23 protein-coding genes and 1 pseudogene are annotated in these 23,740 nt (G+C 70.1%); 11 read left to right on the top strand and 13 right to left on the bottom strand.

Annotation, left to right across the window (positions count from 1 at the left end; genetic code table 11):
- Positions 1-61: 61 nt before the first annotated feature.
- The 10 genes from OWC43_RS06775 to OWC43_RS06730 form a co-directional block, all read right to left on the bottom strand.
- A complete protein-coding gene (locus OWC43_RS06775; RefSeq protein ID WP_393956133.1) occupies positions 62-1,072 on the bottom strand; it encodes an NAD(P)H-quinone oxidoreductase in 1,011 nt (336 codons plus the stop codon).
- Between the two features lie 180 nt (positions 1,073-1,252).
- Positions 1,253-1,531: a hypothetical protein gene (locus tag OWC43_RS06770; RefSeq protein ID WP_137830470.1), complete on the bottom strand. Its 279-nt coding sequence runs from the start codon at positions 1,529-1,531 to the stop codon at positions 1,253-1,255.
- A gap of 143 nt (positions 1,532-1,674) precedes the next feature.
- Positions 1,675-2,226 (bottom strand): RBBP9/YdeN family alpha/beta hydrolase, encoded by a 552-nt coding sequence (locus OWC43_RS06765; RefSeq protein ID WP_393956132.1) that lies wholly within the window; start codon positions 2,224-2,226, stop codon positions 1,675-1,677.
- A gap of 198 nt (positions 2,227-2,424) precedes the next feature.
- Positions 2,425-3,504 (bottom strand): UV damage endonuclease UvsE, encoded by a 1,080-nt coding sequence (locus OWC43_RS06760; RefSeq protein WP_137830468.1) that lies wholly within the window; start codon positions 3,502-3,504, stop codon positions 2,425-2,427.
- A gap of 36 nt (positions 3,505-3,540) precedes the next feature.
- Positions 3,541-4,569, bottom strand: a complete 1,029-nt coding sequence (locus tag OWC43_RS06755; RefSeq protein WP_393956131.1) for a biotin-dependent carboxyltransferase family protein — start codon at positions 4,567-4,569, stop codon at positions 3,541-3,543.
- A complete protein-coding gene (pxpB, locus tag OWC43_RS06750) occupies positions 4,566-5,291 on the bottom strand; it encodes a 5-oxoprolinase subunit PxpB (RefSeq protein WP_393956130.1) in 726 nt (241 codons plus the stop codon). The genes OWC43_RS06755 and pxpB overlap by 4 nt, the downstream gene beginning before the upstream one ends.
- Before the next feature lie 223 nt (positions 5,292-5,514).
- Positions 5,515-6,312 (bottom strand): hypothetical protein, encoded by a 798-nt coding sequence (locus OWC43_RS06745; RefSeq protein ID WP_393956129.1) that lies wholly within the window; start codon positions 6,310-6,312, stop codon positions 5,515-5,517.
- A gap of 78 nt (positions 6,313-6,390) precedes the next feature.
- Positions 6,391-6,774 carry a DUF3618 domain-containing protein gene (locus tag OWC43_RS06740; protein ID WP_137830464.1) on the bottom strand — a complete coding sequence of 128 codons (384 nt, stop codon included), beginning with the start codon at positions 6,772-6,774 and terminating at the stop codon, positions 6,391-6,393.
- The gene (locus OWC43_RS06735; protein WP_137830463.1) at positions 6,771-7,181 is read right to left on the bottom strand and encodes a phage holin family protein; all 411 of its coding nucleotides are present in this window, start codon (positions 7,179-7,181) and stop codon (positions 6,771-6,773) included. Before OWC43_RS06735 ends, OWC43_RS06740 begins: the two co-directional genes overlap by 4 nt.
- 17 nt (positions 7,182-7,198) lie before the next feature.
- Positions 7,199-7,681: a hypothetical protein gene (locus OWC43_RS06730; protein ID WP_137830462.1), complete on the bottom strand. Its 483-nt coding sequence runs from the start codon at positions 7,679-7,681 to the stop codon at positions 7,199-7,201.
- A gap of 474 nt (positions 7,682-8,155) precedes the next feature.
- Here OWC43_RS06730 and OWC43_RS06725 point away from each other — a divergent pair, with 474 nt between their 5' ends.
- From OWC43_RS06725 to OWC43_RS06680, 10 genes are all read left to right on the top strand, one after another.
- On the top strand, positions 8,156-9,577 hold the full coding sequence (locus OWC43_RS06725) for a trehalose-6-phosphate synthase (RefSeq protein ID WP_393956128.1): 1,422 nt from the start codon (positions 8,156-8,158) through the stop codon (positions 9,575-9,577).
- A 122-nt stretch (positions 9,578-9,699) separates the two neighbouring features.
- On the top strand, positions 9,700-10,047 hold the full coding sequence (locus OWC43_RS06720) for a hypothetical protein (protein ID WP_393956127.1): 348 nt from the start codon (positions 9,700-9,702) through the stop codon (positions 10,045-10,047).
- Between the two features lie 220 nt (positions 10,048-10,267).
- A complete protein-coding gene (lysA, locus tag OWC43_RS06715; protein ID WP_393956126.1) occupies positions 10,268-11,536 on the top strand; it encodes a diaminopimelate decarboxylase in 1,269 nt (422 codons plus the stop codon).
- 128 nt (positions 11,537-11,664) lie between these two features.
- Complete coding sequence (locus OWC43_RS06710) at positions 11,665-14,406, top strand: TIGR02302 family protein (protein WP_393956125.1); 2,742 nt, start codon at positions 11,665-11,667, stop codon at positions 14,404-14,406.
- A 73-nt stretch (positions 14,407-14,479) separates the two neighbouring features.
- Complete coding sequence (locus tag OWC43_RS06705; protein WP_137830457.1) at positions 14,480-14,665, top strand: twin transmembrane helix small protein; 186 nt, start codon at positions 14,480-14,482, stop codon at positions 14,663-14,665.
- A gap of 176 nt (positions 14,666-14,841) precedes the next feature.
- Positions 14,842-15,483 (top strand): acyloxyacyl hydrolase, encoded by a 642-nt coding sequence (locus tag OWC43_RS06700; protein WP_373324333.1) that lies wholly within the window; start codon positions 14,842-14,844, stop codon positions 15,481-15,483.
- Positions 15,484-15,637: 154 nt separating this feature from the next.
- On the top strand, positions 15,638-16,210 hold the full coding sequence (locus OWC43_RS06695) for a cob(I)yrinic acid a,c-diamide adenosyltransferase (RefSeq protein WP_137830456.1): 573 nt from the start codon (positions 15,638-15,640) through the stop codon (positions 16,208-16,210).
- A gap of 164 nt (positions 16,211-16,374) precedes the next feature.
- Positions 16,375-17,124: an electron transfer flavoprotein subunit beta/FixA family protein gene (locus OWC43_RS06690; protein WP_393956124.1), complete on the top strand. Its 750-nt coding sequence runs from the start codon at positions 16,375-16,377 to the stop codon at positions 17,122-17,124.
- Positions 17,125-17,212: 88 nt separating this feature from the next.
- The gene (locus OWC43_RS06685) at positions 17,213-18,166 is read left to right on the top strand and encodes an electron transfer flavoprotein subunit alpha/FixB family protein (protein ID WP_137830454.1); all 954 of its coding nucleotides are present in this window, start codon (positions 17,213-17,215) and stop codon (positions 18,164-18,166) included.
- A gap of 150 nt (positions 18,167-18,316) precedes the next feature.
- Positions 18,317-19,198 (top strand): 3-hydroxybutyryl-CoA dehydrogenase, encoded by an 882-nt coding sequence (locus OWC43_RS06680; protein WP_137830472.1) that lies wholly within the window; start codon positions 18,317-18,319, stop codon positions 19,196-19,198.
- Positions 19,199-19,352: 154 nt separating this feature from the next.
- Here the strand turns inward: OWC43_RS06680 and upp are convergent, their stop codons facing one another.
- From upp to glgX, 3 genes are all read right to left on the bottom strand, one after another.
- Positions 19,353-20,003 carry a uracil phosphoribosyltransferase gene (gene upp / locus OWC43_RS06675; RefSeq protein ID WP_393956123.1) on the bottom strand — a complete coding sequence of 217 codons (651 nt, stop codon included), beginning with the start codon at positions 20,001-20,003 and terminating at the stop codon, positions 19,353-19,355.
- A 180-nt stretch (positions 20,004-20,183) separates the two neighbouring features.
- Positions 20,184-20,978: a hypothetical protein gene (locus OWC43_RS06670; RefSeq protein WP_393956122.1), complete on the bottom strand. Its 795-nt coding sequence runs from the start codon at positions 20,976-20,978 to the stop codon at positions 20,184-20,186.
- Between the two features lie 101 nt (positions 20,979-21,079).
- On the bottom strand, positions 21,080-23,173 hold the full coding sequence (glgX, locus tag OWC43_RS06665) for a glycogen debranching protein GlgX (RefSeq protein WP_393956121.1): 2,094 nt from the start codon (positions 23,171-23,173) through the stop codon (positions 21,080-21,082).
- Positions 23,174-23,286: 113 nt separating this feature from the next.
- Between glgX and OWC43_RS06660 the strand changes: the two are divergent.
- Positions 23,287-23,740 (top strand): annotated as a pseudogene (locus OWC43_RS06660) (polysaccharide biosynthesis/export family protein); the annotation flags it as partial.

Below are 23,740 nucleotides of genomic sequence, written 5' to 3'. Positions count from 1 at the left end.
GCCTTTGGCGAAGCACCTCAGGATGACAGGGGTGGATGGAGGGGGGCGGGCAGTCGAGCGATCAGCGTCCGGTCGTCAGCAGGATCTTGCCCGAATGGCTGCTGGTCTCCATCAGCTCGTGGGCCTTCCGGGCGTCTTCGAGCGGGAAGGTGGCGTGGACGATGGGGCGGATCTTTCCCGCCTCGACCAGCGGCCAGACCTCGCCGCGCACGCCGTCGGCGATGGCGGCCTTGGCCTCCTTGGATTGCGCCCGCAGCGTCGCCCCGGTGATCGTCAGGCGCTTGAGCATGATCGGGGTCAGGGTCAGGCTCTCGGCCTTGTAGCCCTGCATGAAGGCGATCTGGACCAGCCGGCCCTCGACCGCGAGGGAGGCGATATTCTTCTGCAGGTAGGCCGCGCCCACCATGTCGAGGATCACGTCGACGCCCTTGCCGTCGGTGAGGCGCTTCACCTCCTCGGCGAAATCGGCCTCGCGGTAATTGATCGCGGCATCCGCGCCCAGTTCCTCGCAGAACCGGCACTTCTCGGCGGAGCCCGCCGTGGTGAACACCCGCGCGCCGTGCTGCTTGGCGATCTGGATCGCGGTGGTGCCGATGCCGCTCGACCCGCCATGGACCAGGAAGGTTTCGCCGGCCTTCAGCCGCCCGCGCTGGACGACGGTGGAATAGACCGTGAAGACGGTCTCGGGCAGGCCCGCCGCCTCGACGAGGGAGAGGGAGGACGGCTTCTTGAGCACCTGCCCGGCTTCGGCCACGGCGAATTCGGCGTAGCCGCCGCTGATGACGAGGGCGCAGACCTCCTCGCCGAGGGCGAAACCGCCGACGCCCTCGCCGAGGGCGGCGATGCGTCCGGCGATCTCCAGGCCGGGGATCTCGGTGGCGCCCTTCGGCGGCGGATAGCTGCCCTGGCGCTGCATGATGTCGGGCCGGTTGACGCCCGCCGCCACGACCTCGATCAGGACCTGTCCCGCTCCGGGCCGCGGCACCGGCGCCGTCTCGACCGCGATCACCTCCGGCCCGCCCGCGCCGCCGAAGCGGATCTGGCGCATGGTCTCGGGCGGGGATTGGGTCATCGACGGGCTCCTGCGGCGTTCCGGGCTCCCCGACACATGGCGCGGAAGGTCGGCCCCGTCGAGGTTGCGGTCGGATCGTTCATCCCTGCCGGCAGGGGACATGGCGGGGAGCGGCGCATGAAAAAGCCCCCGGACGCGGTGTCCGGGGGCTTTGTTGCTCGAAGCGTCGAAGTGTGGGGCTCAGTTGGCCTTCTTCTGCGCCGGCTGCGGATAGGCCGGGTTCTCGGCCGGGACGTTGCCGCTGTTGGAGGACGGCGCCTTGTTGACGGAGCCCGTCGTGATCTCACGGGCCGATTCCTGGCTCTTGCCGGCATAGTCGGCGGGCGACTCGGCCCGGTTCCAGCTCAGGAGACCGACGGTCGCGACCGCAAGCAGGACCAAGCTGGCGATGAGCACGTAGAGGACCGGCTTGCCCTTCTCGCCCTGGCGAGCTTCGGTGGGGTTCTCGATCGGCGCCATGGAGTTCCTCTCTCGCCGCCCCGATGCCGCTGGGCCATCGGGCAGCCTGATGTGATTTGGGATATGCTTGGCCAACGCCGACCGGGGCGGGGGAGTTCCTGACGGCCAAGCCCATGGCAGAGCCGATCGCCCGCTTTGACGGCTTATAAATTCTTCAGGAAGCCGGCGAGCCGCATCAGACCTTCGGGCCAGGGGCCATGCCCGCTCGCCACGTTGATGTGGCCGGACTCGCCCGCATCCACCAGGGCGGATCCCCAGGCATAGGCGTAGTCTTCGGCCCGCGCGTAGGTGCAATACGGATCGGTGCGGCTCGCCACCAGCAGCGAGGGGAAGGGCAGCGGGTCGCGCGGGACGGGGGCGAAGGCGCGCACGCTCTCGGGCAGGTCGGCGCCGGCCTCGATGTCCGGGAAGGCGACGAGCAGCGCCCCGCGCACCACGTTCGGGGGGAAAAGCGGCGCCGCCTCCACCGCCGCGACGACGCCCAGGCTGTGGGCGATCAGGATCACCGGCCGACGCGCCGCCTCGACCGCCTCGACGATGCGCGCGCGCCAGGATTCCGGATCCGGCCGGTGCCAATCCGCCTGCTCGACCACCCGCGCCGTCTTGAGGCGGCCCGCCCAGCGGCTCTGCCAATGCTCCTCCTCGGAGCCGGCATAGCCCGGCAGGATCAGGATGTCGCAGTCGGCTGTCTTCATGATCGGCCTTTCGGGTCGGGCGCTGCCGTCAACTCACCGGCGCAGCCCCGGTCCCCCTGACCTTGGGCGCGCCTCCGGTCCGGCCAGTAGCCGAGACGATCGATCATGACGATCCCGGGCGGCGAGCCGAAGCGACGCGAGGGCGGTTGGCGCCCGCCCCCGGCGATGACCGCATGGGGCGCGACGCCGGGACTTGCGTCAGGCGGCGGCGCGGATGCCGCCGAGGCGTCCCCCGATCTGCGCGGCGAGCGGGACGCTCGCTTGGTTCTTGCCCTTGGCCTCGATCTCGAAATCGGTCCAGGCGAGGTGGCGGGCCACCAGCGCGTTGACGGCCTCGTTCCACATTTTATCGGAATGGGCGGCGAGATCGCGCCAGGAATGGCCCTGCTCCGAGAGCCCGACGAAGTCCGGCAGGGCGCCGGGATCGTGGTCCGCCAGCACGCTCTCGCGCGACACGCTGATATGGCTCACCGGTCGCACGCCGCGCCAGGAGGCGATCACGGCCGCGATCCGGGGATCGTCCGGCTCGATGTAATCGCCGCGGCTCTCGACCCAGTGGTGATGGATGTCGAACACCACCGGGATCCGGTCGCCTAGGCGCAGGACCGCGTCGAGGCCGAACAGGGATTCGTCGTTCTCCACGGTGAGCAGGTTGCGCGCCGTCTCCGAGATCAACGACAGGCTTTCGCGAAAGCCCTCGATGCCGGGCTCGCGCCCGCCGACATGGATGTTCAGGTGGGCGCCGTGCGGGTGCCAGCCGGAGCCGTAGCCCAGCATCGCCATGATCTCGGCGTGGTACTCCAACTCGGCGATGCCGTTGGCCTGCGCGTTCGGGTTGCGCGAGGCGATGATGCAGAACGGCCCCGGATGCATGCTGAGGCGCACGCCTCCCTGGCGCGCCCGCTCGCCGATGCGGGCGAGCCCGGCCTCGATCAGGGCGCGGAACGAGGGCTCGGCATAGAGCGGCATCGCGGTCGGGTGGGTGTAGCCGGGCAGGAGCGAGCTCGCCATGCGCAGGAGCCGTTCCAGCGGCGGGCGTGCGGCGACCCAGGCGACCTGCCGCTCCAGGGCCGCGAGATTGTGGCGGACCACGTCCTCCAGCTTCTTCCGCCGCTCGGCCGGGCCGAGACGCTGGAGGTTGGCCATGGTCACGGTGCCGAGATTCATCAGCTTGGCCGCGTCCTTGGCGGCCTTGAGCGTCTTATGCTCAGGGTCCGGATCCGGGATGAAGGTGCAGCAGAAGCCGAGGCGGGGGGATTCGGAGGGTTCGCGCGACATGGGCGGACAACGCGGCAGGGCGAGATCGGTCACCGATCAGGATGCCGCATCGTCGCCGAGCGCATCCACCGCCGCGCCCGCCAGATTGGCCGCCATCAACCGCTCCGCCTCGCCCGCGACCGGGCGCAGATGTCCCGGAAGGGCATCGAGCGCGGCCGCCCGTGCCTGAGCGCATCGCCGCGCGGCGGCGAGATCGATAGCCTCGAACCGCACGGTCTCGCCGGGCCGTCGCTGGGCGATCCGGCGGAGATCGGCCGAAATCACCGTCGCGATCTTCGGATAGCCGCCGGTGGTCTGGCGGTCGGCCATCAGCACGATCGGGCGGCCGGACCCCGGCACCTGCACCGAGCCCATCGCGGTCGCATCGGAGACGATGTTGAAACCGCCCGCGCCGTGGGCGATGGCCGGTCCGTCGAGCTGATAGCCCATCCGGTCGGCCTGGCCCGAGACCGTGTAGGTCGCCGTCAGGAAGGTCGCGACGCCCTCCTGCGAGAAATGATCGTCCTGGGGGCCGAGCACGACGCGGATCGGCCGGTCGCTCTCGAGCGGGACCGGATCGAGGCCGACATCCGCCTCGCCCGCGGGCGCCGGGCCGGCGAGCGTAAGGCGGTCGCCCTCCTGCAGGGGGCGGCCGTCGCGGCCGCCGATCCCGGCGCGGCGATGGAGTGCGACGCTGCCGAGGACGGGACGCAGAGCCAGGTCGCCGGCGATCGCGAGGGTGGCGAACACGCCCGTACGGGGCCGCCCGAGGGTCAGTTCGGCGCCCTCCCGCAGCACGAAGGAGCGGTGGTCGGCGACGGGCTCGCCGTCGAGGAGCAGCGGCCCGCAGGCACCGGCCAAAGCCAGCCGCACCGGCCCACCCTCGACGCGCAGCGTCGCCGCGGCGAGCCCCCACTCGATCGCCGCCGCGCCCGGCGGATTGCCGACCAAACGGTTGGCGGCTTCGTGCGCCAACCGGTCCATCGGGCCGGAGGCGGACAGGCCGTCGCGCAGGTAGCCGGGCCGGCCGCCATCCTGGATCGAGGCCGCGCCGGAGAGGCGCAGGAGATGGAGGATGCGGCTCATGCCTCGCTCCACTCGGCCACCGTCTCGCCCGCTTCGGCCGCCGCCGACAGCCTCTCCCAGTCCTCGGCCGGGGTCGGAACGAAGCGCACCCGGTCGCCGGGTCGCAGCAGGAAGACGGGATCGCGATCCGGCACGAAGGTTCGGACCGGCGTGCGGCCGAGCAGGTGCCAGCCGCTCGGGGCGGCGATGCTCGCCACCAGCGCCTGCGCTCCGCCGATGGAGATGGTGCCCGCGGGCGTGACGGGGCGCGGATGCGGACGGCGCGACAGGGCGAGGCGGGGATCGAGCCCTTCGAGATAGGCGTAGCCCGGCAGGAAGCCGATCATCGCGACCCGGTATTCGGGCGCGGCGTGGCGCTCGATCACGGCCTGCGGGGCGAGGCCGTGATGGGCGGCCACCGCCTCGAGATCGATGCCGAACGTGCCGCCATAAACGACCGGGATGCGCCAGAGCCGGGACGCCGCGACCGGCGGCAGCGGCTCTTGGGCGAGCGACAGGACGGCGCGGCCGAGCGCCTCCGGGTCGGCCGTCAATGGATCGAGATGGACCGTGAGCGAGCGGTAAGTCGGCACGGTCTCGCGGATGCCGGGGAGCGCCCGTGCCGCCAGGGCCGCGTCGAGGGCCAGCACGCGGGCCGACAGCGCGGGATCGATCCGGGCGCCGAACTCGATGGTGAAGGCCGTGTCCCCGCAGGCGAGCAGCCGCGGCGCGTCGTGCGTCATGGACGCCAGGCTATCCGAAGGCGCGACGCATCGCGAGCCTGTCCGGCCGGCCACCATCGATGAACCGCATCGAAGCGGCCGATCCCACCCTCGCCCTCATCCCGAGGTGCCCGCCGCGGCGGGCCTCGAAGGAGGGCTCCGGGGATTGCTAAGACGTCCGGAGCCTTCCTTCGACGGCAATTGTGCGCGTCGCCGCCTCAGGATGAGGGGGATCGGTGGGTCTTCAGAGCCGATGCGCCGTCCGCTCCGCCTCGTCGCGCTCGTCCCGACCGGTGGCCGAACCTGAGGGGGGAGCCGAGGCACGCTGGACGGCGGCGTCGATGTTCTCGGGGTCGAGGGCGGTCTCGACGAAGGAGCGGCCGCGCTGGGTCAGGTCGCGGGCGTAGCGAACGCCCTGGTCGCGCAGGTCGTCGGCGTAGGGGCCGAGCGCCCGGTCTTCCTGGCGCGTGCGCGGCAGGAGCGCCCCGAGCAGCAGGCCGGCGGCGAGACCGACCACGCCGACGAGCAACGGATTCTCCGAGATGAACTCCTCGGTGGCGGTGCGGCCGCGGCGCAGCTGCCGCGCGCCGCGATCGGCGAGATCGGCGGCGTTCTGACGATGCGTGTCGTAGCGGTCCTCGGCCCAGGAGCGAGCCTCCTCGTAGGTCTCGCCGGCCCGCTCGCGGGCCGAGCGCAGCGTCTCGCCGGCGCGATCGCGCAATTCCGCGGCCTTGTCGGTCGCCTGGTCGCGCAACTCCGCAGCCTTGTCGGCGGCCTGATCACGCAGGTTCGAAGCCTGCTCCGCCGCGCGGTCACGCAGGTTCGCGGCCTCGTTGGACGCTTCACGGGTCGTGTCGTGCAGGCCCTGCTGAAGGCGGGCATTGGCGTCGCGGCCCTGGGCGGTGGCGCGCTCGGAGGCGGCGTGCAGGGTATGGTCGAGGCTCCCGGAGCGCGGCATGCCGGCCTTGGCGGCCAGGTGCTCCGGCAGCGTCTCGACCGGCGTGCCTTCCGGCGTGAGGGGTGAGGTGGGGTTCTGCGTCATGATGGGCTCCGATTTCGGGCGGTGCGGCGGCGCGGGGTCGATCCCGGCGCCGCAGGCGGGCTCAAGCGGGGTCGGGGGTCAGATCTGTCGCTCGCCGGACAGGTCGTGCGGAGGCCTCCCGGCCGGAGCGTCGGGATCGTAGGTGCGGTCGGCACCGGTCACGGTGACGGGCTTGATCTCCACCGGGACCACGGCGCGGCTCGCCCGCTGGCGGCCGTTGCGCATCCCATTGAGGAGGAGACCGACGCCTGCCGCGATCAGCAGCACCGGCACGGGGTTGCGCCGAACCGTGTCGAGGGCCTCGTCGTAGAAGCCGCTATAGGGCGTACGCCGGGCCGAACCGAGCATCTCGTCGACGAGGCTCGACGCGTTGAGGCGCCCCTGGATGCGGTCGATCGTTTCGTCGAGCCGGGCGCGGCGCTGCTCGATGTCCTTTTCCAGATCCGAGATCGATTCGCTCATCCCGAAACCCTTTCCGTCAACGCGCGGGCATCCTGCCGGACCTGCCGCGTGGTCCGGGTCGGGGCGAGGTTGGAGAGCGACATCGCCCGGGCACCGACGATGCCGAGGATCACCGCGATGAGGAGCAGCACGCCACCGACGAGGAGCGCGGCGAGCCATTCCGAGTTCACGAGGGTCGCGACGTATTTCACCAATGCGCCGATCAGCACCAGCATCGCGGTCACCGCGAACACCGCGGCGAAGACCATCATGCCGAGACCGACGAACAGCGAGCGGACATTGCTCGTCATCTCGGAGCGGAAGAGCGCGATCTCTTTGCCGGCGAGTTCGCTCGCCTCGCGCAGGGCGTCCGCGATCAGAGCCTGGATCGAGGACGACGGCGGCGGTGGGGGGGGAGGACTTGCCATCGTGGTCGTCTCCGTCCTCAGGCCCGATAGCCGTCGTCGTACCGGTCGCTACGCTCGGTCTGGCCCGATGCCTTGACGAAGCGGGCCAACAGGAAGCCCGCCGCAAAGGTCGCCACCGCCGTCGTCACCGGCGAGCGCCGGGCGAAGGCCTCGGCCTCGGCGTAGAAGTCATCGAGGCCGCGCCGCTCGATCGAGCCGGCGAGGTCATCGAGACCGTCGGCGGCGCTGTCGAAGAAGGCGCGGATATTGGGGCGATCCTCGAAGGTCTGCCCGGAATCGCGCACGGACTTCGCGAGATCGCCGACAGAGCGGGCGGCTTCGCCCTTGCGCTGGTCGACGTAATCCAAGGCCTGCTGGCGGGCGGCCGCCGCGAGGCCCCGGCCGCGCTCGACGGCCACATGGGCCGTATCCTCGACGTCGTGGCGCAGATCCTTCAGATCGGCTTGGCGGGCGGCGGGATCGGCCCCGCCGACGGGATCCGGTGACGCGGAGGCAGTCATGGTCTCAACTCCTGCAACGAAGAAGCGGAAAGAGCGACCGGCGCCGGGTGCGACGGCCGCAATAGGATTCGGCCGGAGAACCAATGGCCCTGCGGCGGGGTTCCCCTTCCAGACATCCCGTTGCGCCTCGGTGGGCGGGTGACGATGCATCGCTCTGGAAGGAGCGCCGTCTGTGGTCATACGCGGGACCGTGCAAAGACTTGTGCCAGCGCTTGTGACGAGGCGCGCGGCGCAACGTATGGCTGATTCGTTGCCGTCCCGTGTCGGATCGGTGACGGGGGGCCCGAACCTCCGCTCCTGTCATGCGGCAGAGCGTCGGAACCCGTTCTGCTCGCTTGACCGGCGGGAGGCGATGCGCTTGGCTGCGCCACGACGGATCACGCGAGGGTTCCGCGCGTTTTCCCACGGACGTTTAAGACTCTACAGGCGGGCGCATTCCCTGCATCCGCTGCAACGAGGACCGGAGCCGGGTTCGTGGCACGTCTGATCATCGTCTCGAATCGCGTCGCCGTGCCCGCCGAGGGCAAGGACGCGGTCTCCGCCGGCGGCCTCGCCGTGGCGGTCAAGGAGGCGTTCTCCTCCTACGAGGGCCTCTGGTTCGGCTGGAGCGGCAATATCTGCGAGGATGCGAGCTCCGAACCGGAGCTGATCGATCGCGGTCCGATCCAGTATGCCGTTCTCGACCTCTCGCCCCAGGATCACCGCGAATATTATGCCGGGTTCGCCAACCGGGCCCTCTGGCCGATCATGCATTACCGCATCGGCCTGGGCACCTTCTCGCGCTCGGATTACGCCGGCTATCAGCGCGTCAACCAGAACTTCGCCCGTGCGCTCGCCAAGCTCGTCGAGCCCGACGATCTGATCTGGGTGCACGACTATCACCTGCTGCCGCTCGCGAGTGAATTGCGCGGCCAGGGCATCGCCAACCCGATCGGCTACTTCCACCACATCCCGTGGCCCGCGGCGGACGTGTTCAACACGCTGCCGGCGAGCAACGAGCTGCTGCGCGCCATGGCCGATTACGACCTGATCGGCCTCCAGACCGACGCGGACGTCCAGAACCTCTCGCGCAATTTCATCGACACGATGCGGGCGATCCCGCTGGGCGGCGGTGCCCTGATGGTCGATGGGCGCCGCACCCGCATCCGTTCCTTCCCGATCGGCATCGACGTGGCCGGTTTCAAGGAGGCGGCGGATCGGGCCGGTTCCAACAAGGTCGTGCGCGAGACCATGGCGGGTCTGCGCACCCGCAAGCTTCTCATCGGCGTCGACCGGCTCGATTACTCGAAGGGCGTGCCCGAGCGCATGGAGGCGGTGGATCGCTTCTTCGCCTCGAACCCCGATCAGCGCGGCAACGTCGTCTACATCCAGATCACGCCGAAATCCCGCAGCGAGGTGCCGGAATACGAGCAGCTCTCCCGCGAGGTGAACGAGAAGGTCGGCGACATCAACGGGACGCTCGGCGAGCCGGCCTGGACGCCGATCCAGTACGTCACCAAGGCCTATCCCCGCCCGGTGCTCGCCGGCCTCTACCGTGCCGCCCGGGTCGGGCTCGTCACGCCGATGCGCGACGGGATGAACTTGGTGGCCAAGGAATACGTCGTCGCGCAGAGCGAGGAAGATCCGGGCGTCCTCGTCCTGTCCAAGTTCGCCGGCGCGGCGCGCCAGCTGCCCGAGGCGCTCCTGGTCAATCCCTACGACCGCTTCGAGGTGGCGGAGGCGATCCGGCAGGCGCTCTACATGCCCCGGGCCGAGCGGCTGGAGCGCTGGAAGCCGATGGCCGAGCGCATGCTGCGCGAGGACGTGGATTGGTGGGCCCGCAGCTTCATGGCCGAGCTCGAATCCTTCCGCACCGTCGAGCGCGAACCGCCGAAGGCGGCGGCCGCCGCCGAGTAGCAGCCGCCTTCGGTCCCAACCCGGCCGCGCTTGCCGCGTTCGGCAGCCCTGTGGCCCTGCCGGGCTCGCGCGGCGGGCCGGCAACGGCTAAGCTGTCGCCGGAACCTGTGCCGGAACTGCCGATGTCCTCCCGTCTGTCCGCCCTGATCGCGATCGGCCTTGTCGCGCTCGCCTGCACCGCCTGCGGGCGCCGTGGTGGGCTGGAGCCTCCCGGCACCGCTTCGGCGAATGTCGCTCCCGCCGCCGCGCGACCGGGCGCGCTGGCCTCGCCGCGGGCCCTGCCGACCACCAGCGTCGGCGTCGGCGACCGGGCCGCCGCACCCGATCCGGACGCCGTGCAGGCCGGCGACGAGCTGAGCCCCGCGGCGATTCCGCCGGCCGCCGACGGCGTGCCGGTCACCACCTCCCGCGGTGCCAAGCGCGGCTACCGGGTGCCGAAGGAGCCGTTCATCCTCGACGCGATCCTCTGATCGCGGCGGATCGCCGGGCGACGAACCGCTTTCGGGCGGCGCCTCCGATGGAGCGCGCGCTGCATTTCCACGGAAACAGCGGCACGCTCTATCTCTTTGCGGTCGCACGATGATTCCGGAAAACCGGATTCCACTTTTCCGCATCGTGCTCTAAAGACGCGGGCGACAGCGATGCGCCGGGGGCCTCCCGGAGCGCCGCGCGGCCCTCACAAAGCCTGCCATGCACCATTTCCATTACCGCGACGGACGCCTCCACGCGGAGGATGTCGATCTGACCGCACTCGCCGCGGAGGTCGGCACCCCGTTCTACTGCTACAGCACCGCGACGCTGGAGCGGCATTACCGCGTCTTCGCCGACGCCTTCGCCGGCGACGACGCGCTGGTGTGCTTCGCCATGAAGGCGAATTCCAACCAGGCGGTGCTCGCGACCCTGGCCCGCCGGGGAGCCGGCATGGACATCGTCTCCGAGGGCGAGCTGCGCCGCGCCCTCGCCGCGGGCGTTCCGGGGGAGCGCATCGTCTTCTCCGGCGTCGGCAAGACGAAGGAGGAGATGGCCGCGGCCCTGGAGGCCGGCATCCTCTGCTTCAACGTCGAGAGCGAGCCGGAACTGGCGGCCCTGTCCGAGGTCGCCGCCTCGCGGGGCGAGCGCGCGCCGGTCTCGATCCGGGTCAATCCCGACGTCGACGCGCTGACGCATGCCAAGATCTCGACCGGCAAGTCCGAGAACAAGTTCGGCATCCCGATCACCCGCGCCCGCGAGGTCTATGCCCGCGCCGCCCGGATGCCGGGGCTGCAACTCGTCGGCGTCGACACCCATATCGGCAGCCAGATCACCGATCTCGCCCCCTTCGCGAGCGCGGCGCGCCGCCTCTGCGAACTGGCCGGCGCCCTGCTCGCCGACGGGCACGCGCTGCATCACGTCGATTTCGGCGGCGGCCTCGGCATCCCCTACCGCGACGACAATGCCCCGCCGCCGGACCCGGCGGCTTTGGCGGCGATCCTGCGCCCGCAATTCCAGCCCCTGGGCCTGCGCCCGGTCTTCGAGATCGGCCGGATGATCGCCGGCAATGCCGGCATCCTCGTCACCCGCGTGGTCTACGTGAAGCCGACCGAGGCCAAGACCTTCGTCATCGTCGATGCGGCGATGAACGACCTGATCCGCCCGACCCTCTACGAGGCGTTCCACGGACTGCGCCCGGTCGTCGAGGCCGCGCCCGATGCCCCCCGCATCACCGCCGACGTGGTCGGCCCGGTCTGCGAGACCGGCGATTACCTCGCGCTGGCCCGCGAGATGCCCGAGGTCGGGGCCGGCGACCTGATCGCCGTCATGAGCGCGGGGGCCTACGGCGCGGTCCAGGCCGGTACATACAACAGCCGCCGCCTCGTGCCCGAGGTGCTGGTGAGGGGAGACCGCTCGGCGGTGGTGCGCCCGCGGCCCAGCTACGAGGATCTGATCCGCCTCGACAGAATGCCCGACTGGCTGGGGTAAAACCCTCCCCTGCGGAGGGGGAGGGACGCCGCGGCGGCCAAGCGCGGCTGGGCGGATTTGACCCGATGGTGCCGGCCCGCCACCATGCTAGCTTCCGACCGACGATGCGGGAGCCGCGACCGATCACGATGACCGAGGCGCAACGGACGAGCCCTGAGGCCGGGCCGCAGCACGGCGACGCGCGGCGGCGCCTCGACCGGCTCGTGGCCGGCGCACGGGCGGCGGGCCTATGGGAACGGGTCTGGCCGGTGCTGTGGCGCCCGCTGGGTGTCGGGCTCCTGTTCCTCACCGTCTCCTGGCTCGGCCTCTGGCTCGACCTGTCGCCGGTCTGGCGCATGATCGGGCTCGGCCTGTTCGCGCTGCTCGCCCTCGCCGCCTTCGTGCCGCTGCTGCGCATCGCGCGGCCGAGCCGGCGCGAGGCATTGTCCCGGATCGACCGGGAGGCTGCCCGGACCGGCGGAAGCGGGAGCCGGCTCGCCCACGATCCCGCCTCGGCGATCGAGGACACGCTCGCCGTCGGCGGGACCGATCCGGCGACCCGGGCGCTCTGGGCCCTGCACCAGTCGCGGGCCGCCGCCGCCGTGGCGCGGCTGCGCGTCGGCCGACCGCGGCCCGACATGCCCCGGCACGATCCCCGGGCGCTGCGGGCCGGCGCCCTGGTCGCGACGCTCGCGGCCCTGTTCGTCGCCGGTCCGGAATGGCGCGGTCGTGTGGCGGCCGCCTTCGACTGGCGCGAGCCCCCGGCCGCCGCCCCCAGCTTCCGGGTCGACGGCTGGATCGATCCGCCGATCTACACGCGGGTGCCGCCGCTGATCGTTGCCATGTCCGGCGGCAAGGACGCGGTTCAGCGCCTGCGCGCGCCGGTGAATTCGACCCTGATCGTGCGTATCGCCGGCCAGGGTGAAGCGCAGCTGACCCCGAATGCCGCCTTGGTCCCGGTCGAGAAGGAGGCGGGCACCGACAGGCCCGCCCCGCGCCGCGCCCTGAGCCAAGGGACTGGCCAAGCGGCCGAAGCCCGGACCTCGCTGCGCGAGGAGCGCTTCCGCCTCATTGGCGGCACGGCCGAACTCGGCATCGCCGCCTCCGGCTCCGAGCCCCAGCGCCTCGTCGTCGAGACGATTCCCGATCTTGCGCCCGAGGTCAGCCAGGTCGGCGGGCTGGAGGTGAACGGGCGCGGCACCTTCTCCCTGACCTACCGGGCCAAGGACGATTACGGCATCGCCTCCGCCGAGGGGCTGGTCGAGCCGCTGAAGCCCGGCCGCTCGCTCGTGCCGGTGCCGAAGATCGCCCTCGCCCTGCCCGCCGACGCCACCGGCGAGCACGACACCAAGACCCTCGTCGACCTCACCGACAATCCGTGGTCCGGGGCCCGCGTGCGGCTGACGCTCGTGGTGCGCGACGAGGCCGGGCAGGAAGGCCGGACGCAGCCCGCCGAGACGACGCTCCCGGCGCGCCCCTTCGGCAAGGCGCTCGCCCGTTCCCTGGCGGAGGAGCGGCGCCGCCTCGTCACCGCGCCGGATTCCGACCGCAAGCGCGTCCAGACGGCTCTGGACGCGCTCCTGATCGCGCCCGACCAGTTCACGCCGGAACCCGCGATCTTCCTCGGCCTCACCACTGCGGCCAAGCGCCTGCGCGCCGCCCAGACCGATGACGACCTGATCGGCGTCGCCGACCTGCTGTGGGAAATGGCCCTCAAGATCGAGGACGGGGACCTGTCCGATGCCGAGAAGGCGCTGCGCGCCGCCCAGGACCGGCTGAAGGAGGCGATCGAGCGCGGCGCCCCCGACGAGGAGGTCAAGAAGCTCACCGAGGATCTGAAGCAGGCCCTCGACAAGTTCATGAAGGAATTCGCCGAGCGCCAGCGGCAGAATCCGCAGAACCGCCAGCAGCAATCCGAGCGTCAGCAGCGCCAGCAGCAGCAGGGCGCCAAGACCGTCACCCCCGACGATCTGGAGAAGATGCTGAAGGACATGCAGGACGCGATGCAGCGCGGCGACACGGCCGAGGCCCAGCGCCTGCTCGAACAGCTGCGCAACACCCTCGAGAATCTCCAGAGCGCCGAGAACCAGGGCCAGAAGTCCGGCGACGGCATGGCGGAGATGAATCGGCAGCTCGACGAGCTCGACCAGATGTCCCGCGACCAGCAGGACCTGCGCGACGAGACCTACAAGGATGGACAGCAGGGCCAGGAGCGCCCCCGCCCCGGTCAGCGCCAGCGGCAGGGCCAGCAGCAACAGCAGAACGGCCAGCCTCAGGGCCAGCAGGGGCAGCGCGGCCAGCAACAACAGGGACAGCAGGGCCAGAACCAGCCCGGCGAACAGGGGCAGCAGGGGCAAGGTCAGAAGGGCCAGGGCCAGAAGGGGCAGCAGGGCCAGAGCATGGGCCAGCGCCAGCAGGGCCTGCGCGAGCAGCTTCAGGATCTCAAGGACCGGATGAAGCAGCAGGGTCTCCAGGGTGAGGAGGGCCTCGCCGATGCCGAGGATGCCATGCGCGAGGCCGAGGACGCCCTCGGCCAGGGCCGCAGCGGCGACGCGGTCGATGCCCAGGGTCGCGCCCTCGACGGGTTGAAGCGCGGCGCCGAGGGCATGCAGAAGCAGATGCAGCAGATGGCCGAGGGCGAAGGCCAGGGTGAGGGCGAGGGCCAGCAATCCAGCCAGCAGGGCCGCCCCGGCGCCGCCGACGACGATCCGCTCGGCCGCCCGACCCGCGGGCGCGACATCTCCGACGGCCGGGTGCGGGTGCCGACCGCCGACGAATCGGCGGTGCAGCGCGCCCGCCGGATCATGGAGGAGTTGCGGCGCAAGCTCGGCGACCCCTCGCGCCCGCAAGAGGAACTCGACTATTTCGAGCGCCTGCTGCGCCGCAACTGAGCGGCAGGCCCTCGCGCAACCCCTATGAGCCCGCGCGGCGCGCCCAGGCTCCTACCGGAACGAAACGCACACTATGTCCGCCAATCAGCTCGTTCTCCTCGCCTGCCTCGCGGTGGCCGCCGTCCTCCTGTTCGGCCTCGTCAACATGATGCGCGGCGGGAGCGCCAACCTCTCGCAGAAGCTGATGCGGCTGCGCGTGCTCCTGCAATTCGTGGCCATCATCGTCATCATGGGCGTGGTCTGGTGGCGCACCGCCTGATCTATGCTCGCCCTGCGTGAAGCGACGCGCGGGCGACAACGTCCGGCACGGCTGCCCGCCGCCGAGTGTGGCGCGCGCGCCCCACCGCCGAGGCAAAGCGTAATCGATGGATGAATCCGCGGGATGGGTCCGGGGCCGCGTGGTATTCGAGAGCGGTTCTAATGGATGTACCGCCGATGATGTTTCCCCTTGCCCGGACGACGGCCCTGCTCGCGGCCGGTGCGCTGGCCGTCACGGCCGTGCAGGCCGCCGATCTCGGCGGCGCCCGGGCGCCCGCGCCGATGCCCTACGCCGCGCCGGTGCAGCCCTACAGCTTCGTGTCCGAGATCCGCATCGGCGGCTCGGTGCAGGATCCGGGAAGCGCCGAGGGCAAGTTGCCGGGCTTCAGCACCGCCAACGTCAACGGCGAGATCCTGTTCGCCAAGCCGGTCGTCAGCCTTGATCCGTTCTGGCAGGCCTTCGTGCCGCGTCCGACCGTCGGCGGTAGCTACAACACCGGCGGGCGCACCAGCTACGCCTATCTCGGCGGCACCTGGACGGTCGATCTCTTCCCCGAGACGTTGGGCCGCCGCGTCTTCATCGAAGGCTTCTTCGGTGGCGCCGCCCATAACGGCTATGTCGGGCCGAAGGGGGAAACGCCCTACGGCTTCAACACGCTGGGCTGCAATCCCCTCTTCCGGGAGGCCGCCGCGCTCGGCTTCCGCATCACCCCGCAATGGAGCGTGATGGCCACCGTCGAGCACATGTCGAATGCGGGCCTGTGCGGCGACAACCGCGGCCTGACCAATTTCGGCGGCAAGGTCGGCTACACGTTCTGATCGCGGTCCCGGGGCCGCCTGCGCGGGGCATTCATCGTACTCGGCTTCCAGCGCCCGATCGGCGCAGAGGTCGCGGTTTTCCCGCTTGCAAAGACCCGCCGCGCGCGAAACACCATCGCCCGGCGGGTTTTTCGTGCCCGTGGGGAGGGACGTCGTGGTCAAGCTGAACCGCATCTACACCCGCACCGGCGACAAGGGGACGACAGGGCTCGCCAACGGTGAGCGCCGCTCGAAGGCGGATCTGCGGGTCGAGGCCTACGGCACCGTCGACGAGACCAATGCCTGCGTCGGACTCGCCCGGCTGCACGCCGAGCCGGCCCTCGACGCGATGCTGGCGCGGGTCCAGAACGACCTGTTCGATCTCGGCGCCGACCTCGCGACCCCGCCGAGCGAAGAGCCCCTTGGCTACGAGCCCCTGCGGGTGGTGGCCGCCCAAGTGCAGCGCCTCGAAGCCGAGATCGACGCGCTCAACGCCCATATCCCGCCGCTGAAATCCTTCGTGCTGCCCGGCGGCTCTCCGGCCTCCGCCGCGCTCCACCTCGCCCGCACGGTCTGCCGACGGGCCGAGCGCCTGGTGGTGGCCTTGTCCGCCAACGAGAGCGAGGCGATCTCGCCGGAAGCGTTGCAATACCTCAACCGGTTGTCGGACTTCCTGTTCGTCGCCGGGCGGGCGGCCAATCGCGACGGGGCCGACGACGTGCTCTGGGTGCCGGGCCAGAACCGCTGATTTTCGCAGGACCACGCTGCCCATAAGGCGCGTTGACAAGCGGGAAATCGCCTCGCTACGGTCCCGCCGCCCTGACAATCAAGATCTGATTGCCGTCGAGCCAGACGCGGCCGCCTCATGAGCGCCCGGTTGGCCATCCGACGGCGCGGAGGAAAGCGACTGCCATGAAGGTTCTCGTGCCCGTCAAGCGGGTCGTCGACTACAACGTGAAGATCCGCGTCAAGGCCGACGGGTCGGGCGTGGAACTCGCCAACGTGAAGATGTCGATGAACCCCTTCGACGAGATCGCCGTCGAGGAGGCGATCCGCCTGAAGGAGAAGGGCAAGGCCACCGAGATCGTCGCCGTCTCGATCGGACCGCAGCAGGCGCAGGAGACCCTGCGCACGGCGCTGGCCATGGGTGCCGACCGGGCGATCCTGGTGAAGACCGACGTGAATTGCGAACCGCTGGCCGTCGCCAAGATCCTCAAGGCGGTGGTCGCCAAAGAGAATCCGGAACTCGTCATCCTCGGCAAGCAGGCGATCGACGACGATTCCAACCAGACCGGCCAGATGCTCGCGGCCCTGCTCGGCTGGCCCCAGGGCACCTTCGCGTTCAAGGTGGAGTTCGGCGAGGGCACGATCGACGTGACCCGTGAAGTCGATGGCGGTCTGCAGACGGTGGCGCTCAAGCTGCCGGCGATCGTCACCACGGATCTGCGCCTCAACGAGCCGCGCTACGCCTCGCTGCCCAACATCATGAAGGCGAAGAAGAAGCCGCTGGAGGAACTGGCGCCCGACGCGCTCGGCGTCGATGTCAGCCCGAAGCTGACCGTGGTGAAGGTCGCCGAGCCGCTGGGCCGCTCGGCGGGCGTCAAGGTCGGCTCCGCCGCCGAGCTCGTTCAGAAGCTCAAGGTCGAGGCGGGGGTCTTCTGATCCGGCGTCTCCCGATCGTCCCCGCGATTCACGCGCCGCTCCCTCCGGGTCGAGCGGCGCCCCCTCCCCTCTTCCGAAAGTCCTTCCGATGACCACGCTCCTCTACGTCGAGCACGCCGACGGCAAGATCAAGGACGGCACCCTCAAGGCCCTCACCGCCGCCAAGGCGCTCGGCGCCCCCATCCACGCCCTCGTCGCCGGTGCCGGCTCGAAGGCGGCGGCGGAGGCCGCGGCCAAGCTCGACGGGATCGAGAAGGTCCTCAATGCCGAGGACGGCGCCTACGATCACGACCTCGCCGAGACCAATGCGGCGCTGATCGTCTCGCTCGCCGACGGCTACGACGCGATCGTCGCCGCCGCCACCACGACCGGCAAGAACACCCTGCCCCGCGTCGCCGCCCTGCTCGACGTCGCCCAGGTCTCCGACATCATCAAAGTCGTCTCGCCCGATACCTTCGAGCGGCCGATCTATGCCGGCAACGCGATCCAGACCGTGCAGGCGGGCGCGGGCAAGAAGGTCATCACCGTGCGCACCGCCGCCTTCAAGGCGACGGAAGAGGGCGGCGCGGCGGCGGCCGTCGAAGCGGTTTCGGCCGCGACCCCCGATGCGCTCGGCGCCGCCTACAAATCCGAAGAGATCGCCAAGTCCGATCGGCCGGAACTGGCCTCGGCCAAGTTCATCGTCTCCGGCGGCCGTTCGCTCGGCTCGGCAGACAAATTCAAGGAACTGATCGAGCCGCTGGCCGACGCCCTCGGCGCCGCGGTCGGCGCCTCCCGCGCGGCGGTCGATGCGGGTTACGCCCCCAACGACTGGCAGGTCGGCCAGACCGGCAAGGTGGTCGCCCCCGACCTCTACGTCGCCGTCGGCATCTCCGGCGCGATCCAGCATCTGGCCGGCATGAAGGATTCGAAGGTCATCGTCGCTGTCAACAAGGACGAGGACGCGCCGATCTTCCAAGTGGCGGATTACGGTCTCGTCGGCGACCTGTTCCAGGTCGTGCCGGAATTGCAGGCCGAGATCGCCAAGGCGAAGGACCGCTAAAGGTCGCGCGTTTCCGCGCCTGCTCCGGCGGGCGCGGACAACACCCGTACGGATTCGGCGAACGGCCGGTTTGACGCATTTGTTGCAGTGCCGCATGGTATACAGGCGGTTCGCCCGGCGATGCCGCAGCAGGTGAGACGCGAGACGGGTATGGGCATCGAGATCAAGACGGTCGGCATCATCGGTGCCGGCCAGATGGGGACCGGCATCGCGCATGTCTGCGCGGCCTCGGGCCTCGACGTCCGGCTGAACGACCGCGATGCCGACCGGCTCGATGCCGGCCTCGCGCAGATCGAGGCGAACCTCGCCCGCCAAGTGCAGAAGGGCAGCCTCAGCGAGGACCAACGCCGCACCGCCCTGGAGCGGATCGGCGTGGCCCGCGCCTACGCGGATCTCGGCCCCTGCGATCTGGTGATCGAGGCGGCGACCGAGGACGAGGCGACCAAGCGCAAGATCTTCCAGGATCTCTGTCCGTCGCTCAAGCCCGACGCCCTGGTGGCGACCAACACCTCCTCGATCTCGATCACCCGGCTCGCCGCCTCCACCGACCGGCCGGACCGCTTCATCGGCATCCACTTCATGAACCCGGTGCCGGTGATGCAGCTCGTCGAGCTGATCCGCGGCATCGCCACGGAGGATCCGACCTACGAGTCGGCCAAGGCCTTCATCGGCAAGCTCGGCAAGACCTCGACGATGTCGGAGGATTTCCCGGCTTTCATCGTCAACCGCATCCTGCTGCCGATGATCAACGAGGCGATCTACACGCTCTATGAGGGCGTGGGCTCGGTCGAGTCGATCGACACGGCGATGAAGCTCGGCGCCAACCACCCGATGGGTCCGCTGCAGCTCGCCGATTTCATCGGCCTCGATACCTGCCTGTCGGTGATGCAGGTGCTCTACGAGGGTCTGGCGGATTCGAAGTACCGCCCCTGCCCGCTGCTGGTGAAATATGTCGAGGCCGGCTGGCTCGGTCGCAAGACCAAGCGCGGCTTTTACGATTACCGCGGCGAGACGCCGATCCCGACGCGATAAGTTGGGCCTCAAGCGCCGGCGGCCGCGTCCTCGGCCTCAGGGGTGTTCACTCCGCTCGACGCCTCGGCTGACGCCGAGGCCGCTGCGCGCGGCGCTCTTCGCGCCGGGCCACACGGTGCTGCCGCACGGTCTGCGCGGTGGGTTAAGTCTTTTTCTAACGCGTGCCGTACATCCGGTCGCCCGCATCGCCGAGGCCCGGCACGATGTAGCCGTGCTCGTTGAGATGGCTGTCGATCGCCGCCGTCCAGACCGGCACGTCCGGATGCGCCTCCTGGAACCGGGCGATCCCCTCGGGGGCGGCCAGCAGGCAGACGAAGCGCAGATCCTTCGCCCCCCGGCTCTTCAGCCGTTCCACCGCCGCCACCGCCGAGTTGGCGGTGGCCAGCATCGGATCGAGCACCAGCACGGTTCGATCGGCGAGGTCGGACGGGCTCTTGAAGTAATACTCGACCGCCTGGAGCGTGTCCGGATCGCGGTAGAGCCCGATATGGGCGACGCGGGCCGAGGGCATCAGCGAGAGCATTCCGTCGAGGAAGCCGACGCCCGCGCGCAGGATCGGAGCGAGGACGAGCTTCTTGCCGGCGATCTGGCGGCCCTCCATGCGCTGGAGCGGCGTCTCGATCGAGATCGCCTCCAGCGGCAGATCGCGGGTCACCTCGTAGGCCAGCAGCATGCCGATCTCGTTGAGGAGCTCGCGGAATCCCTTCGTCGAGCGGTCGCGGTCGCGCATCATCGTCAGCTTGTGCTGGACGAGCGGATGATCGACCACCGTGACCGCAGCCGCTCCGCCGCCGCCTGCCTGCATATCCCCGCTCCCGTTCCGGCCTCGGCGCTCACGATGCCATGAAGCCCCCGCGAAGCCGAGATGGCGCGCGGTGTTATCCGTGAGCAACGTGACCGGGCGGTCTCGCGCGCAGAGCGTATCCAGGGCGAGGCGTCCGGTCTTGAGACCGCATCCGCCGGTGGCCGGATGCCGGCAGGATGTTCAATCGGAGAAGGCGCGGCGCAGCCGCTCGGGACGCGGTGCGGCGGCCGCTCCGGCCATCGCCATGTCGTGATGACCGCCATGCGCCATCATGTGCCGGTAGCTGTCCAGCAGTTCCCGGTAGCGCGGCTCGTCGTCGGAGGCGCCCCGCGCGGTCCGGTAGGCCGACCACATCCGATCGATCCAGCCGTGCAGCCGCCAGAACCGGGCGTTGAAGATGTTCACCGTCGGGTCGCCGAGATTGACCGGGCTGTCGGGGTCGGTCCAGCGGTTGTGGAGCCAGTTGTGCAGGCCGGTTTGCCGATCCGGGGTCCGGTTCGTCGGATCGGTGGGAGTCGGCCGGAGATCCGTTTCGAGGAAGAGGGCGAAGTCGTCATCCGTGGCGAACCGGGATGGCTGGGTCTCGACCACGACGATGCCCTGGGCCTTCTCGGGAGCGAACGGCACGCCGCCGGGCACCGGATCGTCCCGGTCGGCCGGATTCTGGGGCGGCGTCGGCCATCCGGCGAGATACGGGCGGTGCTGCGGGAACCGCTCCGCCAGGAGCTGAAACATCGCCCGGTGCATGGCCAGGAAGTGCAGCCCGTGGCCGGGGGCCCCTTCCTGATACGCCGCGCGCTTCCAGCCCTTGGCGTCACCGTAGGCGACGACCTGCGCGGCACCGGCATCGCCGCGTGCCGCCAGATGCCGCCAGAAATCGTAGCGCTGCTCGTAATGCCATTGATCGTGATGCTCGCCCCAGCCGAGCGACCGCATGTAATCGTCCATTTCGGACGGCAATCTCGGATCGGACATGGACGCTCCCTCCGCGAATCGGACGGCAAGCGTCGTCTCAATTTGATTGCTTTACAAGAAATTACATCCTCAGGTAGAAGTAGCAGCTGAGGAGAAGGGGCTCAGGCCAGGGCCGGCGCCGCCTTCAGCACCAGCACGACCCGCTCGGGCAGATCGACCGTACCACCGGCTTCCACCGGGGGCCGAGAGCCCTCGGGCACGGTGCCGGTCGGCAGAGTGGTGTCGAAGACCGGGCGCCACGGGCCGCCGAGCTCCAGGGGCAGAACGAAGGGACAGGGCGCGGTCGCGGCGTTCATTAGGATCAACACGCGCTCCGAGCCGGCGATGTCGTTGCTCATCTGCATGCCGAAGGCTTGGCGTTCGCCGTCCGCCCAGGCGGCGGCGTCCATCTCGGAGGCGTCCGGGGAGAGCCAGTGCACGTCCTTGAGGCCGGTGCCCTCGACCTCGGCGCCCCTCAGGAAGTGGCGCCGTCGCAGGGAGAGGCAGACGCGGCGGAGCTGCGCGAGATTTCCGACGAACTCGGCCAGAGCCGGATCGGGGTCGGTCTCCCAATCCATCCAGCTCAGCGCATTGTCCTGGCAATAGGCGTTGTTGTTGCCGTTCTGGGTGCGCGAGCGCTCGTCGCCCATCAGCAGCATCGGCACGCCCTGGGCGAAGAACACGCAGGCCAGCATGTTCCGCTTCTGGCGGGCGCGGCTCCCCAGGATCGCCGGATCGTCGGTCGGCCCCTCGACGCCGTAATTGCAGGAGAGGTTGTGGCCGTGGCCGTCGCGGTTTCCCTCGCCGTTGGCCTCGTTGTGCTTCTCCTCGTAGGCGACGACGTCGGCCAGCGTGAAGCCGTCATGGGAGGCGACGAAGTTGATGCTGGCCAGGGGCGAGCGGCCGGATGGGAGGAAGATCTCGCGCGAGCCCGAGAGCCCCTGGGTCAGCTTGGCCAGCGTGCCGCGGTCACCCCGCCAGAAGCCGCGCAGGTTGTCGCGGAACTGGTCGTTCCACTCGCTCCAGCCATAGGGATAGCCGCCGAGCTGGTAGCCGCCCATGCCGATATCCCAGGGTTCGGCGATGAGCTTCACCCGCGACAGAACGGGATCCTGCGCCACCGCCTGGAAGAAGGCGGCCGCGGGGGTGAAATCGTGCGGTGCGCGGCCCAGGCTTGAGGCGAGATCGAAGCGGAAGCCCGCCACGCCGTAGACGGTCACCCAATGCCGCAGGGAATCGAGCACCATCCGCAGGACGCGGGGATGGGCGACGTTCAGGGTATTGCCGCAGCCGGTGCAGTCGATGTTGCGGCGGCGATTGTTCGGGTCGAGCTTGTAATAGCTGACATTGTCGATGCCGCGGAACGAGAGTGTCGGGCCGAGATGGTCGCCCTCCGCCGTGTGGTTGTAGACCACGTCGATCAGGGTCTCGATGCCGGCCGCAGCGAGTTCGCGGATCGCGAAGCGCAGGCCGCTGGCATCGCCCTCGCCGAGATAGCGCGGCTCGGGGGCGAAGTAGTTGTAGGGCTGGTAGCCCCAGAAGTTCACGAGACCCTTGTCGACCAGGAAGCGGTCGTCGGCGAAGGCCTGGATCGGCAGGAGTTCGAGCGCCGTCACGCCGAGCTTGAGCAGATGCTCGATGATCGCCGGATGCGCGAGACCGAGATAGGTGCCGCGCTCCGCCTCCGAGAGCGCCGGATGCGTCATGGTCAGCGCCTTGACGTGGGCCTCGTAGATCACCGTCTCGTGCAGCGGTCGCGGTGCCGAGAGCGTCACCGGCTCGGGGGTGTCCGGCCGCGTCACGACGCAGCGCGGCAGGAACGGGGCGCTGTCGCGGCGGTCGAGCTGCTCCTCGCGGACGCCGCCGCGGCGATTGCCGAAGATCGCATCGTGCCAGCGGATGCGGCCGGAGATCTCGCGGGCATAGGGGTCGAGGACGAGCTTGGCCGGGTTGAAGCGGTGACCGGCGGCGGGCTCCCAGGGCCCGGACACGCGGTAGCCGTAGAGCTGTCCCGGCAGCAGGCCGTGGACGTAGCCGTGGAAGATGTCGTCGGTCCGGCAGGGCAGCCGGATCGTGCGCGTTTCGTGGCGCACGCCCGGCTCGAACAGGCAAAGATCGACCGCCGTCGCGTGCTGCGAGAAGAGGGCGAAGTTGACGCCGCGGCCGTCGAAATGCGCGCCGAGCGGCGTCGGCAGGCCCTCCTCGATGACGATCATCCCGGTCCTTCGTCTTGGCCCATGTCTTGGCCAGTGTCTTGGCCAGTGTCTTGGCCAGTGTCTTGGCCAGTGTCTTGGCCAGTGTCTTGGCCAGTGTCTTGGCCAGTGTCTTGGGCTCCAAATCCGCCCTGATCCCCGAGCAGATCGTCGGGCCCGACGGCGGGATCTCGGTGCCCTATGCCGGCCGCATCCAAGTCGCCGGACGGCGCACCCAGGACGTCCAGAGCCTGATCGAGGCCGAACTCGCCGGCAAGGCGATCCAGCCGCAGGTGCTCGTCAGCGTCACGCGGCCGGTCTCGCAATCGGTGACCGTCACCGGCGAATCCGCCACCGGCACCCGCGTGCCCCTGACCGGCCGGGGCGACCGCCTGCTCGACGTGATCGCCCTGGCCGGGGGCGTGCGCACCCCGGTGGCCGAGACCTTCGTGCGGCTGTCGCGCAGCGGGCGCACCGTCACGGTGCCGATGACCACGATCGTGTCGAACCCACGCGAGAACATCTTCGTGCGCCCCAACGACACGCTGACGCTGGTGCGCGATCCCCAGACCTTCCTGGCGGTGGGCGCGG

Origin of the sequence: Methylorubrum sp. POS3 (genome assembly GCF_043352485.1) — a bacterium.
Taxonomy (GTDB): domain Bacteria; phylum Pseudomonadota; class Alphaproteobacteria; order Rhizobiales; family Beijerinckiaceae; genus Methylobacterium; species Methylobacterium suomiense.
The sequence above is the reverse complement of the archived record's forward strand: the minus strand, read 5'-3'. Positions and strand labels throughout refer to the sequence as shown.

What these genes read in the sequence shown, in the direction of transcription:
- OWC43_RS06745 (WP_393956129.1), bottom strand. Translation starts at nt 6,312, where the DNA reads ATGACGCAGAACCCCACCTCACCCCTCACGCCGGAAGGCACGCCGGTC.
- OWC43_RS06705 (WP_137830457.1), top strand. Translation starts at nt 14,480, where the DNA reads ATGTCCGCCAATCAGCTCGTTCTCCTCGCCTGCCTCGCGGTGGCCGCC.
- OWC43_RS06755 (WP_393956131.1), bottom strand. Translation starts at nt 4,569, where the DNA reads ATGAGCCGCATCCTCCATCTCCTGCGCCTCTCCGGCGCGGCCTCGATC.
- OWC43_RS06680 (WP_137830472.1), top strand. Translation starts at nt 18,317, where the DNA reads ATGGGCATCGAGATCAAGACGGTCGGCATCATCGGTGCCGGCCAGATG.
- pxpB (WP_393956130.1), bottom strand. Translation starts at nt 5,291, where the DNA reads ATGACGCACGACGCGCCGCGGCTGCTCGCCTGCGGGGACACGGCCTTC.
- OWC43_RS06685 (WP_137830454.1), top strand. Translation starts at nt 17,213, where the DNA reads ATGACCACGCTCCTCTACGTCGAGCACGCCGACGGCAAGATCAAGGAC.
- OWC43_RS06670 (WP_393956122.1), bottom strand. Translation starts at nt 20,978, where the DNA reads ATGTCCGATCCGAGATTGCCGTCCGAAATGGACGATTACATGCGGTCG.
- lysA (WP_393956126.1), top strand. Translation starts at nt 10,268, where the DNA reads ATGCACCATTTCCATTACCGCGACGGACGCCTCCACGCGGAGGATGTC.
- OWC43_RS06740 (WP_137830464.1), bottom strand. Translation starts at nt 6,774, where the DNA reads ATGAGCGAATCGATCTCGGATCTGGAAAAGGACATCGAGCAGCGCCGC.
- OWC43_RS06770 (WP_137830470.1), bottom strand. Translation starts at nt 1,531, where the DNA reads ATGGCGCCGATCGAGAACCCCACCGAAGCTCGCCAGGGCGAGAAGGGC.
- OWC43_RS06735 (WP_137830463.1), bottom strand. Translation starts at nt 7,181, where the DNA reads ATGGCAAGTCCTCCCCCCCCACCGCCGCCGTCGTCCTCGATCCAGGCT.
- OWC43_RS06775 (WP_393956133.1), bottom strand. Translation starts at nt 1,072, where the DNA reads ATGACCCAATCCCCGCCCGAGACCATGCGCCAGATCCGCTTCGGCGGC.
- OWC43_RS06690 (WP_393956124.1), top strand. Translation starts at nt 16,375, where the DNA reads ATGAAGGTTCTCGTGCCCGTCAAGCGGGTCGTCGACTACAACGTGAAG.
- upp (WP_393956123.1), bottom strand. Translation starts at nt 20,003, where the DNA reads ATGCAGGCAGGCGGCGGCGGAGCGGCTGCGGTCACGGTGGTCGATCAT.
- OWC43_RS06720 (WP_393956127.1), top strand. Translation starts at nt 9,700, where the DNA reads ATGTCCTCCCGTCTGTCCGCCCTGATCGCGATCGGCCTTGTCGCGCTC.
- OWC43_RS06710 (WP_393956125.1), top strand. Translation starts at nt 11,665, where the DNA reads ATGACCGAGGCGCAACGGACGAGCCCTGAGGCCGGGCCGCAGCACGGC.
- OWC43_RS06765 (WP_393956132.1), bottom strand. Translation starts at nt 2,226, where the DNA reads ATGAAGACAGCCGACTGCGACATCCTGATCCTGCCGGGCTATGCCGGC.
- glgX (WP_393956121.1), bottom strand. Translation starts at nt 23,173, where the DNA reads ATGATCGTCATCGAGGAGGGCCTGCCGACGCCGCTCGGCGCGCATTTC.
- OWC43_RS06730 (WP_137830462.1), bottom strand. Translation starts at nt 7,681, where the DNA reads ATGACTGCCTCCGCGTCACCGGATCCCGTCGGCGGGGCCGATCCCGCC.
- OWC43_RS06700 (WP_373324333.1), top strand. Translation starts at nt 14,842, where the DNA reads ATGATGTTTCCCCTTGCCCGGACGACGGCCCTGCTCGCGGCCGGTGCG.
- OWC43_RS06760 (WP_137830468.1), bottom strand. Translation starts at nt 3,504, where the DNA reads ATGTCGCGCGAACCCTCCGAATCCCCCCGCCTCGGCTTCTGCTGCACC.